This is a genomic window from Mycobacterium venezuelense (genome assembly GCF_054919535.1).
The window spans coordinates 1-13,470 of sequence record NZ_JBONDW010000036.1 but is presented as its reverse complement, the minus strand read 5'-3'; the positions used below and the strand labels follow the sequence as shown (position 1 = coordinate 13,470).

General features: G+C 67.0%; 12 protein-coding genes. 5 read left to right on the top strand and 7 right to left on the bottom strand.

Translation table 11 applies throughout. The annotated features are described in order from the left end of the window. Positions 1-2: 2 nt before the first annotated feature. Genes ACRCUN_RS33300 through ACRCUN_RS33280 form a run of 5 tightly spaced genes read right to left on the bottom strand, consistent with a single transcriptional unit; the run spans position 3 to position 6,493 of the window. Positions 3-1,313, bottom strand: a complete 1,311-nt coding sequence (locus ACRCUN_RS33300) for an LLM class flavin-dependent oxidoreductase (protein ID WP_462145870.1) — start codon at positions 1,311-1,313, stop codon at positions 3-5. Between the two features lie 12 nt (positions 1,314-1,325). Then, on the bottom strand, positions 1,326-3,074 hold the full coding sequence (locus ACRCUN_RS33295; RefSeq protein ID WP_462145869.1) for an FAD-binding protein: 1,749 nt from the start codon (positions 3,072-3,074) through the stop codon (positions 1,326-1,328). Beyond that, the gene (locus ACRCUN_RS33290; protein ID WP_462145868.1) at positions 3,071-3,991 is read right to left on the bottom strand and encodes a 3-carboxyethylcatechol 2,3-dioxygenase; all 921 of its coding nucleotides are present in this window, start codon (positions 3,989-3,991) and stop codon (positions 3,071-3,073) included. The genes ACRCUN_RS33295 and ACRCUN_RS33290 overlap by 4 nt, the downstream gene beginning before the upstream one ends. Further along, entirely contained in the window at positions 3,939-5,618 is a 1,680-nt protein-coding gene (locus tag ACRCUN_RS33285; protein ID WP_462145867.1) for a bifunctional 3-(3-hydroxy-phenyl)propionate/3-hydroxycinnamic acid hydroxylase, read from the bottom strand. The genes ACRCUN_RS33290 and ACRCUN_RS33285 overlap by 53 nt, the downstream gene beginning before the upstream one ends. Beyond that, a complete protein-coding gene (locus ACRCUN_RS33280; protein WP_462145866.1) occupies positions 5,615-6,493 on the bottom strand; it encodes an alpha/beta fold hydrolase in 879 nt (292 codons plus the stop codon). Before ACRCUN_RS33280 ends, ACRCUN_RS33285 begins: the two co-directional genes overlap by 4 nt. Before the next feature lie 132 nt (positions 6,494-6,625). Between ACRCUN_RS33280 and ACRCUN_RS33275 the strand changes: the two genes are divergently transcribed. Genes ACRCUN_RS33275 through ACRCUN_RS33265 form a run of 3 tightly spaced genes read left to right on the top strand, consistent with a single transcriptional unit; the run spans position 6,626 to position 9,560 of the window. Then, positions 6,626-7,339, top strand: a complete 714-nt coding sequence (locus ACRCUN_RS33275) for an IclR family transcriptional regulator (RefSeq protein WP_462145865.1) — start codon at positions 6,626-6,628, stop codon at positions 7,337-7,339. Between the two features lie 14 nt (positions 7,340-7,353). Beyond that, positions 7,354-8,976, top strand: a complete 1,623-nt coding sequence (locus tag ACRCUN_RS33270; RefSeq protein WP_462145864.1) for an FAD-dependent oxidoreductase — start codon at positions 7,354-7,356, stop codon at positions 8,974-8,976. A 17-nt stretch (positions 8,977-8,993) separates the two neighbouring features. After that, a complete protein-coding gene (locus ACRCUN_RS33265; protein WP_462145863.1) occupies positions 8,994-9,560 on the top strand; it encodes a TetR/AcrR family transcriptional regulator in 567 nt (188 codons plus the stop codon). On the opposite strand, the gene meaB is transcribed toward ACRCUN_RS33265, so the two are convergent. After that, a complete protein-coding gene (meaB, locus tag ACRCUN_RS33260; protein ID WP_462145862.1) occupies positions 9,549-10,418 on the bottom strand; it encodes a methylmalonyl Co-A mutase-associated GTPase MeaB in 870 nt (289 codons plus the stop codon). The two genes, ACRCUN_RS33265 and meaB, sit on opposite strands and share 12 nt — an antisense overlap. A gap of 11 nt (positions 10,419-10,429) precedes the next feature. Next, a complete protein-coding gene (locus tag ACRCUN_RS33255; protein WP_462145861.1) occupies positions 10,430-11,578 on the bottom strand; it encodes a thiolase family protein in 1,149 nt (382 codons plus the stop codon). Between the two features lie 78 nt (positions 11,579-11,656). Here ACRCUN_RS33255 and ACRCUN_RS33250 point away from each other — a divergent pair, with 78 nt between their 5' ends. Both ACRCUN_RS33250 and ACRCUN_RS33245 read left to right on the top strand, forming a co-directional pair. Beyond that, positions 11,657-12,421 (top strand): SDR family NAD(P)-dependent oxidoreductase, encoded by a 765-nt coding sequence (locus ACRCUN_RS33250; protein WP_462145860.1) that lies wholly within the window; start codon positions 11,657-11,659, stop codon positions 12,419-12,421. A 7-nt stretch (positions 12,422-12,428) separates the two neighbouring features. Continuing rightward, positions 12,429-13,172 carry an SDR family NAD(P)-dependent oxidoreductase gene (locus ACRCUN_RS33245; RefSeq protein ID WP_462145859.1) on the top strand — a complete coding sequence of 248 codons (744 nt, stop codon included), beginning with the start codon at positions 12,429-12,431 and terminating at the stop codon, positions 13,170-13,172. Positions 13,173-13,470 lie beyond the last annotated feature (298 nt).

The following is a 13,470-nucleotide window of genomic DNA, read 5'->3' as shown; positions in this document are numbered from 1 at the left end:
GCTCAGCCGGCCTGCTCCCGTGTGGCCTTCTCCTGCTGCGCTGCCTTCACTCGGCCCTCGTTGATCTCGGCCATGGCCTCGGGTATCTCGCCCGCGGTGAACTTGCCGCCGCGGCCGGTGGGCAGGCCGCCGAACGCGTAGGTCTCGTCGAACAACGGGGCGTCCGAACGCTGCCTGCGCGCCTCGACTTTCTCGATGACCGGTTCCAGACGCTTCGCCTTGCCGGCAACCGCCTTCGCGTCACGCTCGATGAACTCGGGCAGGATTTCTTTGCCCATGATCTCGATGGATTCCATGGTGCCCTCGTGGCTGCGCGGATTGAGCAGCAGGATGATCTCGTCGACACCGCTTGCCTCATAGCCGCGGAGGAACTCGCGCACGGTGTCGGGTGAGCCGATGGCGCCGCGGCCCGGGCCGTAGGCGAGCGTCGGATCTTCGGCGACGGCCTGCTCGTAGCGTTCCCACACCTTGGTGCGCCCGGGGGTGTGCATACCGGTCAGGTAGTAGTGCATGATCCCGAAGGAGAAGAACCCGCCCCCGATGCCGAGCCGCTTGAGCGCCTCCTCGTCGGACTTGGCCACCATCATCGACAGGTCACCGCCGATGGCGAGGATGTTGGGGTTGATCAGAGGCGTGACCGGCGTGCCCTGCTCTTCGAATTCCTTGTAGTACCCGTCGACCCGGTCTTTGAGCGCCTCTGGCCCGGTGTAGGCGAAACTCAGTGCGCCGATGGCCTTCTGGGCTGCCATCTGCACCGACGACGGCCGGGTGCAGGCCACCCAGACGGGCGGATGCGGTTTCTGCAACGGCTTGGGAATGACGTTGCGGGCCGGCATTTCGACGTGCTCACCCTTGAATCCGCTGAACGGCTCCTCCACCATGCAGCGGATCGCGACCTCAAGGGCCTCCTCCCACTGCGCACGCTTGTCGGCCGGGTCGATGTTGAAGCCACCCAATTCGGCAACCGACGATCCTTCGCCGGTCCCGAACTCCACCCGGCCGTTGGACAGGTGGTCGAGCGTGGCGATGCGCTCGGCGATGCGCGCCGGATGGTTGATCGGTGGCGGCAGATGCATGACGCCGAAACCGAGCCGGATGTCCTTGGTGCGCTGGCTCGCCGCTGCAAGGAACATCTCCGGCGCAGTCGAGTGACAGTACTCCTCGAGGAAGTGATGCTCGGTCAGCCAAACCGTGGAGAAACCGGCCTTGTCGGCAGCCTCCACCTCGGTGAGGCCATGCTGGAACAGCTGGTGTTCGTCGTCTTCCGACCACGGCCGAGGCAGCGGGAACTCGTAGAACAGCGAAATCTTCATGCGTTAACCCTCCTAGGAAATCCGGTGCTGAAGTGAGTCGGTCTCGTCCTTCTTGTGGCTGACGGCCTGCGCCGCAGCATGTTTGGCGGCGATGTAGCCGAACGTCATGGCTGGGCCGATGGTCGCTCCTGCCCCGGCGTAGCTACGGCCCATGACCGCCGCCGACACGTTCCCGACGGCGTAGAGGCCATCGATCGCGGTCTCGTCGGCACGCAGGACCCTGGCGTGCTCGTCGGTGCGCAAACCGCCCGACGTGCCGAGGTCCCCGAGGATGATCTGGAACGCGTAATACGGCGGCTCGCCGAGCGGGCGCAGGTTCGGGTTCGGCAGCGTCGGATCGCCGTAGTAGTTGTCGTACGCACTGTCGCCGCGGTTGAAATCGTCGTCATGCCCCGAATGCGCCAACTGGTTGAACCGTTCGGCGGTGGCGCGCAGGTTCTCGGCAGGAACGCCGATCTTGCCGGCCAGCTCCTCCCAGCTGTGCGCCTCTTTGACCACGCCGGAGTCCAGCCAGGCCCGCGGCACTTTGCGTCCGGTGGGAACCGGGGCGAACGGGATCTTCGGTATGGGCAGGTGACCGGCGACCACGTAACGGTGGAACGAGTCGATGTCGGTGACGAGCCAGCACGGGATGTGAGTGACCCCGGACTGCTGTCCCTCGATCATGGCGTGCGCGAAATCCATATACGGCGCGGCTTCGTTGATGAACCGCTTGCCTTCTCCGTTGACCACGAACTGCGACGGCATCATCCGCTCATTGAGCATGAACTGCAGGCGGCCGTCGGGCCAGCAGATGGCGGGGAACCACCACGCCTCGTCGAGCAGATCGGTCGACCCACCGGCGTTTTCACCGGCGCGGATGCCGTCACCGGTGGCCGCCGGGTTGCCGAAACTCCAGTCCTTTTCGAGCACGGGCAGATGTTCCTTGCGCCACGCCATGTCGTGGTCGAAGCCGCCGGACGCCAGGACGACGCCGTGCCGGGCCCGGATCCGCAGGATTTGACCGTCGCGCTCGACGACCGCGCCGAGCACCGCACCGTTCTCACCCGTGATCAACTCTGTCATGGGGGCGTTGAGCCACAACGGGATTCCGTGCTGCTTGAGCGCCAGCCGCATCCGCGCGGCAAGCGACTGGCCGATGGCGGCCATGCGGTCGCCGAACACCCTGGCGCGGAACATCCGCCAGATGAGTTTGACGAGCACAGCCTTGCCCCGCCAGTTCTGCCTGATCTGATAGAACAGCCGAAGGTCTTTGGGAGCGAACCAGATTCCCTTCGGCGCCAGGGCCAGCGGTGTCAGCAGATTGCGCTCTTCGTCGCCGAGCTTGCGCAGGTCGATCGCCGGGACATTGATCGTACTGCCCTGTGGCGAACCGCCGGGCAGCTCGGGGTAGTAGTCGGCATAGCCGGGCTTCCAGACGAATTCGAACCAGTCGCTGGTGCGCTCCAGGAAGTCCATCATCTCCGGAGCCTTGTCGACGTAGGCCCGCAGCCGGGCGTCGCTGACCGTGCCTTCGGTGATCGACTTGAGGTAGGTGAACACGCCGTCGGGTGACGGCACGTATCCGGCTCGGCGCTGCGCGGGCGCCCCCGGCACCCAGATGCCGCCACCGGACAGGGCCGTGGAACCGCCGAACTGCGACGACTTCTCGACGACGAGGGTGTCCAGACCCGACGCGTCGGCGGTCAGCGCGGCGGTCATGCCACCACCGCCCGAGCCGACCACGAGCAGGTCCACGGTCTGGTCGTACGTATCGGTCATGCGTTGGATACCGCCGTTCTGATTGCGAAGCCTGCGATCAATTCCGGTGCTGCGCGGTAGAAGTGGTTGGCGGTCCGGTAAGGCCCCTGTGCCCCGAGCGCCGCGAACGCCGCGACCCAGGTTCGGATTTCATGCGCCGAGTTGCCGCCTTCACCGGCGATGAACTCGTTGGACCACCCGTCGAGCTCGGTGAGCCTGCCCTCGTCGAGGATTTCTAGCAGGCCGTGGTCCCAATCCGGGTTCAGTGGGCGAAGTGGACTCTCGCCGTGCGCGAAATCCTCTGCGGCCTGGCTGACCGCCGCCTGCCGCGCCATCCGCTGTTCGGGCGTCATCGGCATGCCGTGCACGATCCTGTCCAGTGCCGCGGGCGGCGCGGTGGCCAGGGTCGGCACCGGTGGGTCGTGGGAGAGCCCACCGGATCCCAGCACCAGGACCCGCTTGTTCAGTGTGGCCAGATAGGAGCCGACGGCGGCGCCCAACGCACGCGATCGGGCGAGTGGACCGAGCGGCGTTGCGACGGAGTTGATGAAGATCGGCACGACGGGGCGCGCAGTCGCATCGCCGAACAGCTCCTGCAAAGGCTGTACGGTGCCGTGGTCGACGTTCATGCTCGACGAGATCGCGATGTCGACGCCCGACTCCCACAGCGCCTGTGCGCATTGGTCGGCGATGTCGGCGTCGACCGTGAGTGGTCCGCTGTGGGTCCCGTAGTCACCGACTCCCGAGGCCGCGGTGCCGATGCAGAACGGCGGCATGAGCCGGTAGAAGAAGCCGTTGTAGTGGTCGGGTGAGAATGTGACGACGAGTTCGGGGTCGAATTCCGCCACGAACTGCCGCGCGCCGTCCAGTGCCGTGTTGATCTCGTCAAGGAGTTCGGCCGACGGTCCCGGAAGATTCAGCAGTGGGCTGTGGGACATACAGCACAGGGCTACTGGCACCGTTTTCTCCTCCCTCGGTCAGATGCAGAACATTGAACAGCGCTGTGCTCAGTTCCGGCGCCCGCTGGGCGATGTCGGCCCCCGCGATGCAGCGGTCGGGGCGCAGCACCAGAACGGATTCGGCATGCGCGTCGAACCAGGATTTCAGCGCGCCGGTGCGGTCACCGACGATGACCACCTCGGGGTCGTCGTGCCCGCGCCAATGCAGCTGCGTCGACGGCCGGGCGGCAATGAAGCTCGCCCCCAAAGCCTTCCATCGTTCGAAGGCCTCGGCACCCAGCAGCGTGCGCGGATTGTTGTTCCAGCACAGCACCGCGAAGCCAGGGCCGATAACGTCGTCGAGCAGCACGTTGGATTGGGTGCGGGTGTCCACGCGCGGCTGGATGAACAGCGTGCCCGCCGGCGAGGTCGGAGTCGGCGGTTTCGCATGGTAGACCGCGCCCTGGTCGTAGCGAGGCATCGGCTTGAACCGCATTTCCAGCACGTAGCGCTTGAGCGTCGGCACGACCGATGCTCCGCGAATCACCTTGTCCCGCAACGCCGCGATGCGGCGGTTGGTGGGCGAGATGACCCGACCGACCATCGTGGACAGGTCGATCATCGCGCGGGCGTGCTTGCGGCGCTCGGTGTCGTAGCTGTCGAGCAGCCCATCTCCGGCGTGACCGTTGACCACCGCGGCGAGCTTCCAGCCGAGGTTGGCCGCGTCCCGGATGCCACTGTTGTAACCCTGGCCCTGCCATACCGGCATGAGATGTGCGGCATCGCCTGCCAGCATCATCCGGCCCTTACGGAACGTGCCTGCGATCCGGGAATGGTGAGTGTAGACCCGGCGGCGGATCACATCCACCTTGTCGGGATGCGGGACAAACGGAGCCAGCAGCCGGGCGACGAACTCGGGGTCCTCGGCCTGCTCGTCGGTCTCGTCGGCGTGAATCATGAACTCGAACCGGCGGATACCGTGCGCGATCGAGATCGATGCGTACGGCCGCTCCGGATCGGCGCCCACCTCGCTGTTCGGATGGCCGAGTGGGTCGTTGGCGAGGTCGATGACCACCCAGCGGGTGGCCGAGGTGGTGCCGTCGAACGACACTCCCATCAGGTGGCGGGTCGCACTGCGGCCGCCGTCGCAGCCGACCACGTACTGCGCGCGGACCGCGGGGACGTCACCGGCGAACTCCACCGTCACGCCGTCGTCGCATTCGCGCGCGGATTCCATCCGCCGGCCCCAGATCACCTCGACGTGCGCGAACCGATCCAGCCCGGCCAGCAGTTCCGCGTCGACCATCGGCTGGACGAACCCGTTGCGCTTGGGCCAGCCGAATCGTGCGTCGGGAGGGGCCATCTCGGCGAGCAGACGGCGGTTGCGGTCATAGAAGCGCAGAATCTGATTCGGCACGGTGTGGGGCAGGATCGCGTCCACCAGGCCGATCGACTGGAAGGTGCGCAGGGATTCGTCGTCGAGACCCACGCCGCGCGGATAGTCGATGAGGGTGTCGCGTTCCTCGACCACGAGGGTCGAGACACCCTGCAGCCCGAGGATGTTGGCGAGCGTCAGGCCGACCGGGCCGGCACCGACGATCACGACATCGACTTGAGTTGCCGTCACGCGCGCCCCAACAGGAAGTCGAGGTGCAGCCGATTGAACGTCTCGGGGTCCTCGTACTGGGGCCAGTGCCCGCATCCGGGCATCACCTCGAACCGCGCGCCGGGGATCATCGAGGCGATCCGGCGTCCTTCGGCGACGTCGGCGGTCGGGTCGTCACTCGTCCACACCACCAGGGTTGGCGCGGTGATGGACCCGTAGTCCTTCTCCCCCAGCAGGTTTCGCGCCCTGATCGCCGGATCCTGTAGCGCCATGATGTCGCTCATGGCAGAGACGAAGCCGGGCTGGCGGTAGACGCGCTGACGGCTCGCGACGATGTCGTCGTAATCCTTGCTCTTGTCCGCCATCAGCCATTTGATGCGCGCCTGCACGGTCTCCCACGTCGGGTTCTCGGCCGCGGCCATCGAGAGGGTGATGATGCGTTTCATCACCTCGGGATCGGCCTGCGAACCACCGGCGGTGTTGAGTACCAGCCGGTCGATCCGGTCGGGATGGTCGACGGCGGCGCGGGCGGCCACCCAACCGCCGAGCGACTCACCCGAAATATGAGCGCGCCGTGCGCCGATCGCGTCGAGAAATCCGATCAGGTGGTCGACGTAGTGCGCCACCTCCAATGGATGCCCCGGCTTGTCGGTGTAGCCGTGCCCGAGCATGTCGATCGACCACGTCGAGAAGTGCTCGGCGTGGGATTCGAGATTGCGCACGTAAGCCTCGGCGTGGCCGCCGGATCCGTGCAACAACACCAGGGCAGGAAGCCCGGGATCGCCGGCATGCAGGTACCGGGTACGCACACCTCCCACGTCCAGGTACCCCTGCGAGAACGCGACGCCCTGCAGATCACTCCACACGCTCTCGAACTCGACGGCAGTGCTTGTCATGGTCCCCTCTCTGGAGATCGTAAGAGAATCTCATTCTCCGTTTTCGTAAGCACTTTGCTCATATATCGCACATCTGCGTGCATTATTATCAGAGCATCACTCTCGTGGATCTATCTGTCAAGGAGGGGCGCGATGCCGGTAAAGGCAAGCCAGTCGAGCACCGACGGCACACCCAACGGCGCTCCGGGTTCACAGACCCTGGCGCGCGGGCTGAGCGCACTTTCGGCCATCGCCAGCGCACCGACCGGGTTGACCGTGCAACAGGTTGCCGACCACCTCGGAGCACATCGGACGATCGCGTATCGGCTGCTCGCCACGTTGAGCCAATTCCGTTACGTGGCAAAGGGTGAGGACGGCCGCTACCGGCCGGCGGCGGCACTGGCCGTACTGGGTTCGTCGTACGACAACAATCTGCGCCAGCTCAGCGTGCCGAGGCTGCGCGCGCTCGCCGATGAACTCGGCACGACGGTTTCGCTCTTGGTCGCCGAGGGCGACCAACAGGTGGCGATCGCGGTCATCGTGCCGACGCAGGTGTTCTACCAACTGTCGTTCCACGAGGGCAGCCGCCATCCCCTGGAACTCGGCGCGGCCGGGATCGCGTTGCTGGCGAGCATGCCGCCGCGGCCCGGTGAACGCGACCTCGTGCGTCAGACCCGGGAACAGGGTTGGGTGATCACCCACGGCGAGATCGAACCGAACACCTACGGTCTGGCGGTGCCGGTGCGCCGGCGCCCGCCGTCACCGCCCACGTGCATCAACCTCATCTCGCACCGCGAAGACGTCGTCCTCGGCGGCAAGGACGCGGTGGTCCGGGCCGCACATGAACTGTCGGCAATCCTGCACTGAAAGGCTATGCGCACATGACTGATTGGGACGTCCCGTTCGACGACGAGGTCGACGTCGTAGTGCTCGGCAGCGGAGGCGCCGGACTCACCGCCGCGCTCACCGCCGCAGTCAGCGGCGCGCCGGTCGCGGTGTACGAGAAGGCGCCGACCGTCGGCGGCACGACCGCCGTGTCGGGCGGAATCGTCTGGATTCCGGCGCACGACCGTGCCGACGGTCCGCTACCGGTCGACGATGCGCTCGCCTACCTACGCGCCCAGTCACTGGGCTACATGGACGCCGAACTGGTCGAGACCTTCGTCCGCACGGGACCGGCCATGCTCGACTTCGTCGAGGCACACAGTGAGCTGCGCTTCGCCGTCGCCGAAGGGTTTCCCGACTACAAGCCAGAACTCCCGGGCGGACGCCCCGGCGGAGGTCGCTCGTTGAGCGCGGGCCCGGTCGACCTGGCTCGGCTCGGCGAATGGCGAGACCGGATCACCTCCTTCCCCGCGGATTTCAGCAATGTCGGTATCGACGCCGAGACCAGGGCCCGCATCCACGCGGCGTTCGACGATCCGAACGCCGACCTGTGCGTCGCGGGCACCGCGCTGATCGCCGGACTGTTGCGCGGACTACTCGACCGTGGCGTGAAGCCCGTCACCGAGGCGAGGGCAACCGAACTGATCGCCGACGCCACCGGTATCACCGGTGTGCGGATCAGCGTTGACAGCACCGACATTCGAGTGCGGGCCCGCAGTGGCGTCGTGCTGGCGACCGGTGGATTCGAATGGGATCCCAAACTCGTCGAGGCATACCTGCGTGGGCCCATGCACGGACCCGTCTCGCCGCCGAACAACACCGGTGACGGCCTGCGCATGGCGATGGCCCACGGCGCCGATCTCGCGAACATGGGTGAGGCGTGGTGGGTTCCGGTTGTCCAGATTCCGGGTGACACCATCGACGGGCATCCGCGCAGCCGCAGCGTGCGACTGGAGCGCACCCGCCCTCGCAGCATCATCGTCAACCGGGCAGGCAAGCGGTTCGTCAACGAGGCCGGCGAGTACAACTCGATGGCAGGCCCGTTCCAGTACCTCGACCCGAAAGCCGGATACGCCAACGATCCGGCCTGGATCGTGTTCGATTCGGTGCACCTACAACGCTACGGATTCCTCGGCGTCGAGCCGGGAGACCCGGTGCCGGAGTGGTTCTGCGCCTCGGCCGATCTCGATGAACTCGAGGCCAAGACGGGTATCGACGCCGCAGGCCTCGCGGCCACACTGCGGCAGTGGAACGCCGACGTCGCCGCCGAGGTGGATCCCGATTTCGGGCGCGGTTCGAGCGCCTACGACGGGTACTGGGGCGATACCACGGCGGCCACCCCGGCCGGTCAGACACTCGGGCCGGTCGACACCGCGCCGTACTACGCGGTGCCGGTCAAAGTCGGCGCGATGGGCACCAAGGGCGGCCCGCGCACCGACCGCGACGGCCGTGTCCTGCACGTCAGCGGAGCCCCGATACCGGGCCTGTTCGCCGCGGGCAACGCCATGGCCGGGGTGACCGGCAAGGCATACGGCGGCGCGGGCGGCACGCTAGGACCCGCGATGGTGTTCGGCTACCGCAGCGGCTACGCCGCCGCCACCGGCAAATCGGTGAGCTGAACGGCTACTGTCGTGTCGTGATCTGGACGCCGCGCAGCCCCGCGCAGACCCGCATACTCGATGCGGCGCTCGAGCTCATCGCCGACAACGGCGTCGGCGGTACCTCGCTGCAGATGATCGCCGATGCGATCGGTGTCACGAAAGCCGCTGTCTACCACCAGTTCAAGACCAAGGAAGCCATCGTCATCGCGCTGACCGAGCGTGAACTGGGTCAACTGGAGGAAGCGCTCGAAGCCGCCGAGGCCGAAGGCTCGCCAACCCGCGCGCGTGAGGTGTTGCTGACCCGCGTGATCGACATGGCCGTGCAGCGGCGCCGCGCGGCAAGCACGCTGCAGTTCGACCCCGTCGTGGTGCGCCTGCTGGCTGAACACGAACCGTTCCAGCAGTTCATCGACCGTCTCTACGCGGCCATGCTCGGCGACCAGTCGGGCAGCACCGCGCGCGTCCACGCGGCGATGTTGTCCGGCGTCATCAGCGTCGCCGTCATGCATCCACTCGTGGCCGATATCGACGACGACACGCTGCGCACCGAACTCGTGCAGACGATGCGGCGCATTCTCGCGCTTCCGGAATCATCCGACTGAGCCGGCAAACAGCTGTTCCGCGGCGGTGTACGCGTCGCTGGAGCCGTCGGCGACGGCCGCCGCGAGCCGGTCCAGTTCGGTGTGGTTGCTCAGCAATGTCTGCGCCAGCGAGAGGATCTGGCTGCGCGCCCGCGCCTGCCGCCGTTGCGGGGTGTCGGCCCGGTGGTGGGCGTCGATCGCCTCGACCAGTTCTTTCAGCCCCTCGCCTTGCGCCGCAATGAGTTTGAGCACCGGAGCATCGGTCTCGGCACGCAGATCGCGAACAGTCTGGTCGGCACCGTCGCGATCGGCCTTGTTGACCACCACCAGATCGGCGACTTCGAGCAGACCCGCCTTGGCTGCCTGCACCGCGTCACCGGCGCCGGGGTTGAGGATCACCACGGTCGGGTCGGCGATCGCGGCGATCTCGATCTCCGACTGCCCCACACCCACCGTCTCCAACACGATGACGTCGTATGACAACGCGGCCAGGAGCCGGATCGCGGCAGGCACCGCGGCTGCCAGACCGCCCAGGTGCCCGCGGGTGGCCACCGAACGGATCAGCACATCGGGATCGTTGATGTGGGCCGCCATCCGGATGCGATCACCGAGCAGTGCGCCGCCGCTGTAGGGCGAGGACGGGTCGACGGCAAGCACCGCCACCCGCAGCCCGCGCTCGCGGTATGCGCCGACCATCGCCCCCACCGTGGTCGACTTCCCGGCGCCGGGCGGACCTGTCACCCCGATGACGCGCGGCGCCGCAGGTTCGAGATGCGCGAGAACTTCGGCGCGACGGTCACTTTCGACCAGGCTGAGCAATCGGCCGACGGCACGCATCGATCCGTCACGTGCCGCCCTGATGAGCTCTTCGATGGTCATGCGGCCTGACTTTACGGAGCCGGCACCTCGATGACCGTCGCCGACCCCATACCCCCGCCTGCACACATCGCAGCAACGCCGATGCCACCGCCGCGGCGACGCAATTCGTGCACGAGGGTCACCAGCATGCGGGCTCCGGTCGCGGCGACCGGATGGCCGAGCGAGCAACCGCTGCCGCTGACATTGACGATCGTGGGATCGATGTCGAGCAGCTTCATCGTGGCCACGCACATCGACGCGAACGCCTCGTTGATCTCGAACAGGGTCACGTCCGACAGTGAAAGCCTCGCGCGGCCAAGCGCTTTGGTGAGGGCCTCGACCGGGGCAAGGCCGGTCGACGCCGGATCGACGCCCACGGACGCCCACGCCTTGATCGTGGCCAGCGCCGGAAGGCCGAGCTTGTCGCTCGCGACGGCCAACAGCGCCGCCCCGTCGTTGGCACCGCACGCGTTGCCCGCGGTGATGGAGAAGCCCTCGATCTCGGGATGCAGGGGTTTGAGGGCCGCAAGCTTCTCCAGCGTGGTGTCGCGGCGCGGATGTTCGTCGGTGTCGAAGAGCCCGTGCGGGGTTTCGATCGCGACGATCTCCTCCTTGAAGCGGCCTTCGTCGATCGCCGCGATGGCCTTCTGGTGCGAGCCCAGCGCCCATTCGTCCATTTCCTCGCGACTGACCCCGGCCTTGACCGCGGCGTTCCACCCGACCGTGATCGACATGTCCATGTTCGGTGCGTCGGGCCGGTCGGGATGGGTCGGCGGGAACCAACCGGCCCATTCGGCGTCCTTGGCGCTGCTGGTCGCACGCATGAACCGCGGCGCGGTCGAGGCGGAGTTCACGCCACCGGCGAGGATCAGCTGGTCCATACCGGCCCGGATACTTGCCGCCGCACTTTGCACGGCAGCCTGACCGGCGGCGCAGTGCCGGTTGTTCGACAGACCGGGCACCGACGTCAAGCCTGCGGTGAGCGCGGCATGCCGCGCGATCACCCCGCCGCCGTAGAGACCCTCGCCCAGGATCACGTCGTCGATCGGCGCGGTGATGTCGGAAGCCGCGGCGCGCACCACGTGATCGGCCAGCGTGTAGGCGTCCGTATCGCGCAGCGTGCCCTTTTTGGCCGTGCCGATGGGCGTGCGCAGCGCGGACACGATGACGGCTTCAGGCATTGATCGCTCCCTGGTTCACCCGGTATGAGAATGCTATTCTCTCAGTTCGAGAGTCCGCGTTGCAAGAAGGGGAACCATATGCAGATCGCCGGTAGCTCCGCGCTTGTCGTCGGTGGCGCAGGTGGCCTTGGCGAGGCAACCGTCCGCCGGTTGCACGGCGCAGGCGCGAAGGTGGTCGTCGCCGATGTCGCCGACGAGAAAGGCGCCGAACTCGAAAAGGAACTCGGCATCCGCTATGTCCGCACCGACGCAACCTCCGAGGAGTCGGTGCTCGCCGCGATCGCCGAGGCCGAATCGCTGGGCCCGCTGCGCATTTCGGTCGACACTCATGGCGGCCCGGCCAGCGGCGGCCGGCTGGTCGGCAAGGACGGGTCGCCGCTGGACCTCGACGGTTTCAAGAAGACCATCGAGTTCTACCTCACCGCGGTGTTCAACGTGATGCGACTGTCGGCCGCGGCGATCGCCAAGACCGAGCCGCTGGACGAAGGCGGGCGTGGCGTGATCATCAACACCGCATCGATTGCCGGGTACGAAGGGCAGATCGGCCAGTTGCCGTACTCGGCAGCCAAGGGCGGTGTGCTCGGCATGACTCTGGTTGCCGCACGCGACCTTTCGCCGCTGGGTATTCGGGTCGTCACGATCGCGCCGGGCACCATCAACACCCCGGCGTACGGCAAAGCGGCCGATCAGCTGGAGCAGTACTGGGGTCCCCAGGTGCCCTTCCCGAAGCGCATGGGCCGCTCGGTCGAGTACGCACAGCTGGCGCAGAGCATCGTCGAAAACGACTATCTCAACGGCGAAGTCATCCGCCTCGACGGGGCGCTTCGGTTCCCACCGAAGTGACCCGGACGTGACGTCGCTCGCCGGCAAGGTCGCATTCGTCGCGGGCGCCAGCCGAGGCATCGGCGCGACAGTGGCCGCGGCGCTGGCGGCCGAGGGCGCCGCGGTCGCGGTCGCCGCCCGTTCCGAGGAACGAGGCAAGCTGCCCGGCACGATCGGATCGGTGGCTTCGGCGATCAGCGACGAGGGCGGGCACGCACTACCGGTGCCATGCGACGTCACCAACGAGGACTCCGTGAACAAGGCTGTCGCAGCGACGGTTTCGGCGTTGGGTGGTATCGACATCCTCGTGGCCAACGCCGGGGTGCTGTGGCTCGGCCCCATCGAGACCACACCGCTCAAACGCTGGCAGCTCTGCCTCGACGTCAACCTCACCGGGGTTTTTCTGGTGACCAAGGCGGTGATCCCGCACGTGCGGGCCCGCGGAGGTGGATCGCTCATCGCGATCACCACGAGCGGCGTCGACATGATCGAACACGGTGCCAACGCTTACTGGGTGTCCAAGGCCGCTGCCGAGCGGCTCTACCTCGGGCTCGCGGCCGACCTGCGCGCCGACAATATCGCCGTCAACTGTCTCAGCCCGTCGCGCGTGGTGCTCACCGAAGGCTGGCAGGCGGGCGGCGGCGGGTTGCAGATCCCACCCGAGATGATCGAACCGCCCGAAGCCATGGCGCGTGCCGCGGTGCTGCTGGCCCGCCAGGACGCCTCGGGCGTCACCGGAACCGTGCAGCGTTCCGAGGCCCTCAGCCTCTGAGTCGCCGTTGCCTGCCAGTTGCCTTGCACCGCGAGCGTGCGTGTCTGCTGCCCGACACACCGCCTCGCCTCGGCATTTTGCGCACGCTCGTGGTGTAACGGGCGTGCGCAAAGTCTCTCCTCCACAGCGGGGTCGCGAGCACACCGCTAAGTGGCTGCACCGTACCGAGATTGAGCCCAGGACCAGATGCGGCAGGATTTTGTCCCTGGCTTCTATTTCGGTGGCGACCTTGTAAGTGCACTCGCAGAGCTATCGACGAGCGTGCGCGAAATTCTGCACCGCAGCGGCGTGTCGGGCA

Excerpts from the sequence above, each read along its gene's own strand:
- ACRCUN_RS33300 (WP_462145870.1), bottom strand. The coding sequence starts at position 1,313 with ATGAAGATTTCGCTGTTCTACGAGTTCCCGCTGCCTCGGCCGTGGTCG.
- ACRCUN_RS33250 (WP_462145860.1), top strand. The coding sequence starts at position 11,657 with ATGCAGATCGCCGGTAGCTCCGCGCTTGTCGTCGGTGGCGCAGGTGGC.
- ACRCUN_RS33255 (WP_462145861.1), bottom strand. The coding sequence starts at position 11,578 with ATGCCTGAAGCCGTCATCGTGTCCGCGCTGCGCACGCCCATCGGCACG.
- ACRCUN_RS33295 (WP_462145869.1), bottom strand. The coding sequence starts at position 3,074 with ATGACCGATACGTACGACCAGACCGTGGACCTGCTCGTGGTCGGCTCG.
- ACRCUN_RS33290 (WP_462145868.1), bottom strand. The coding sequence starts at position 3,991 with ATGTCCCACAGCCCACTGCTGAATCTTCCGGGACCGTCGGCCGAACTC.
- ACRCUN_RS33280 (WP_462145866.1), bottom strand. The coding sequence starts at position 6,493 with ATGACAAGCACTGCCGTCGAGTTCGAGAGCGTGTGGAGTGATCTGCAG.
- meaB (WP_462145862.1), bottom strand. The coding sequence starts at position 10,418 with ATGACCATCGAAGAGCTCATCAGGGCGGCACGTGACGGATCGATGCGT.
- ACRCUN_RS33270 (WP_462145864.1), top strand. The coding sequence starts at position 7,354 with ATGACTGATTGGGACGTCCCGTTCGACGACGAGGTCGACGTCGTAGTG.
- ACRCUN_RS33275 (WP_462145865.1), top strand. The coding sequence starts at position 6,626 with ATGCCGGTAAAGGCAAGCCAGTCGAGCACCGACGGCACACCCAACGGC.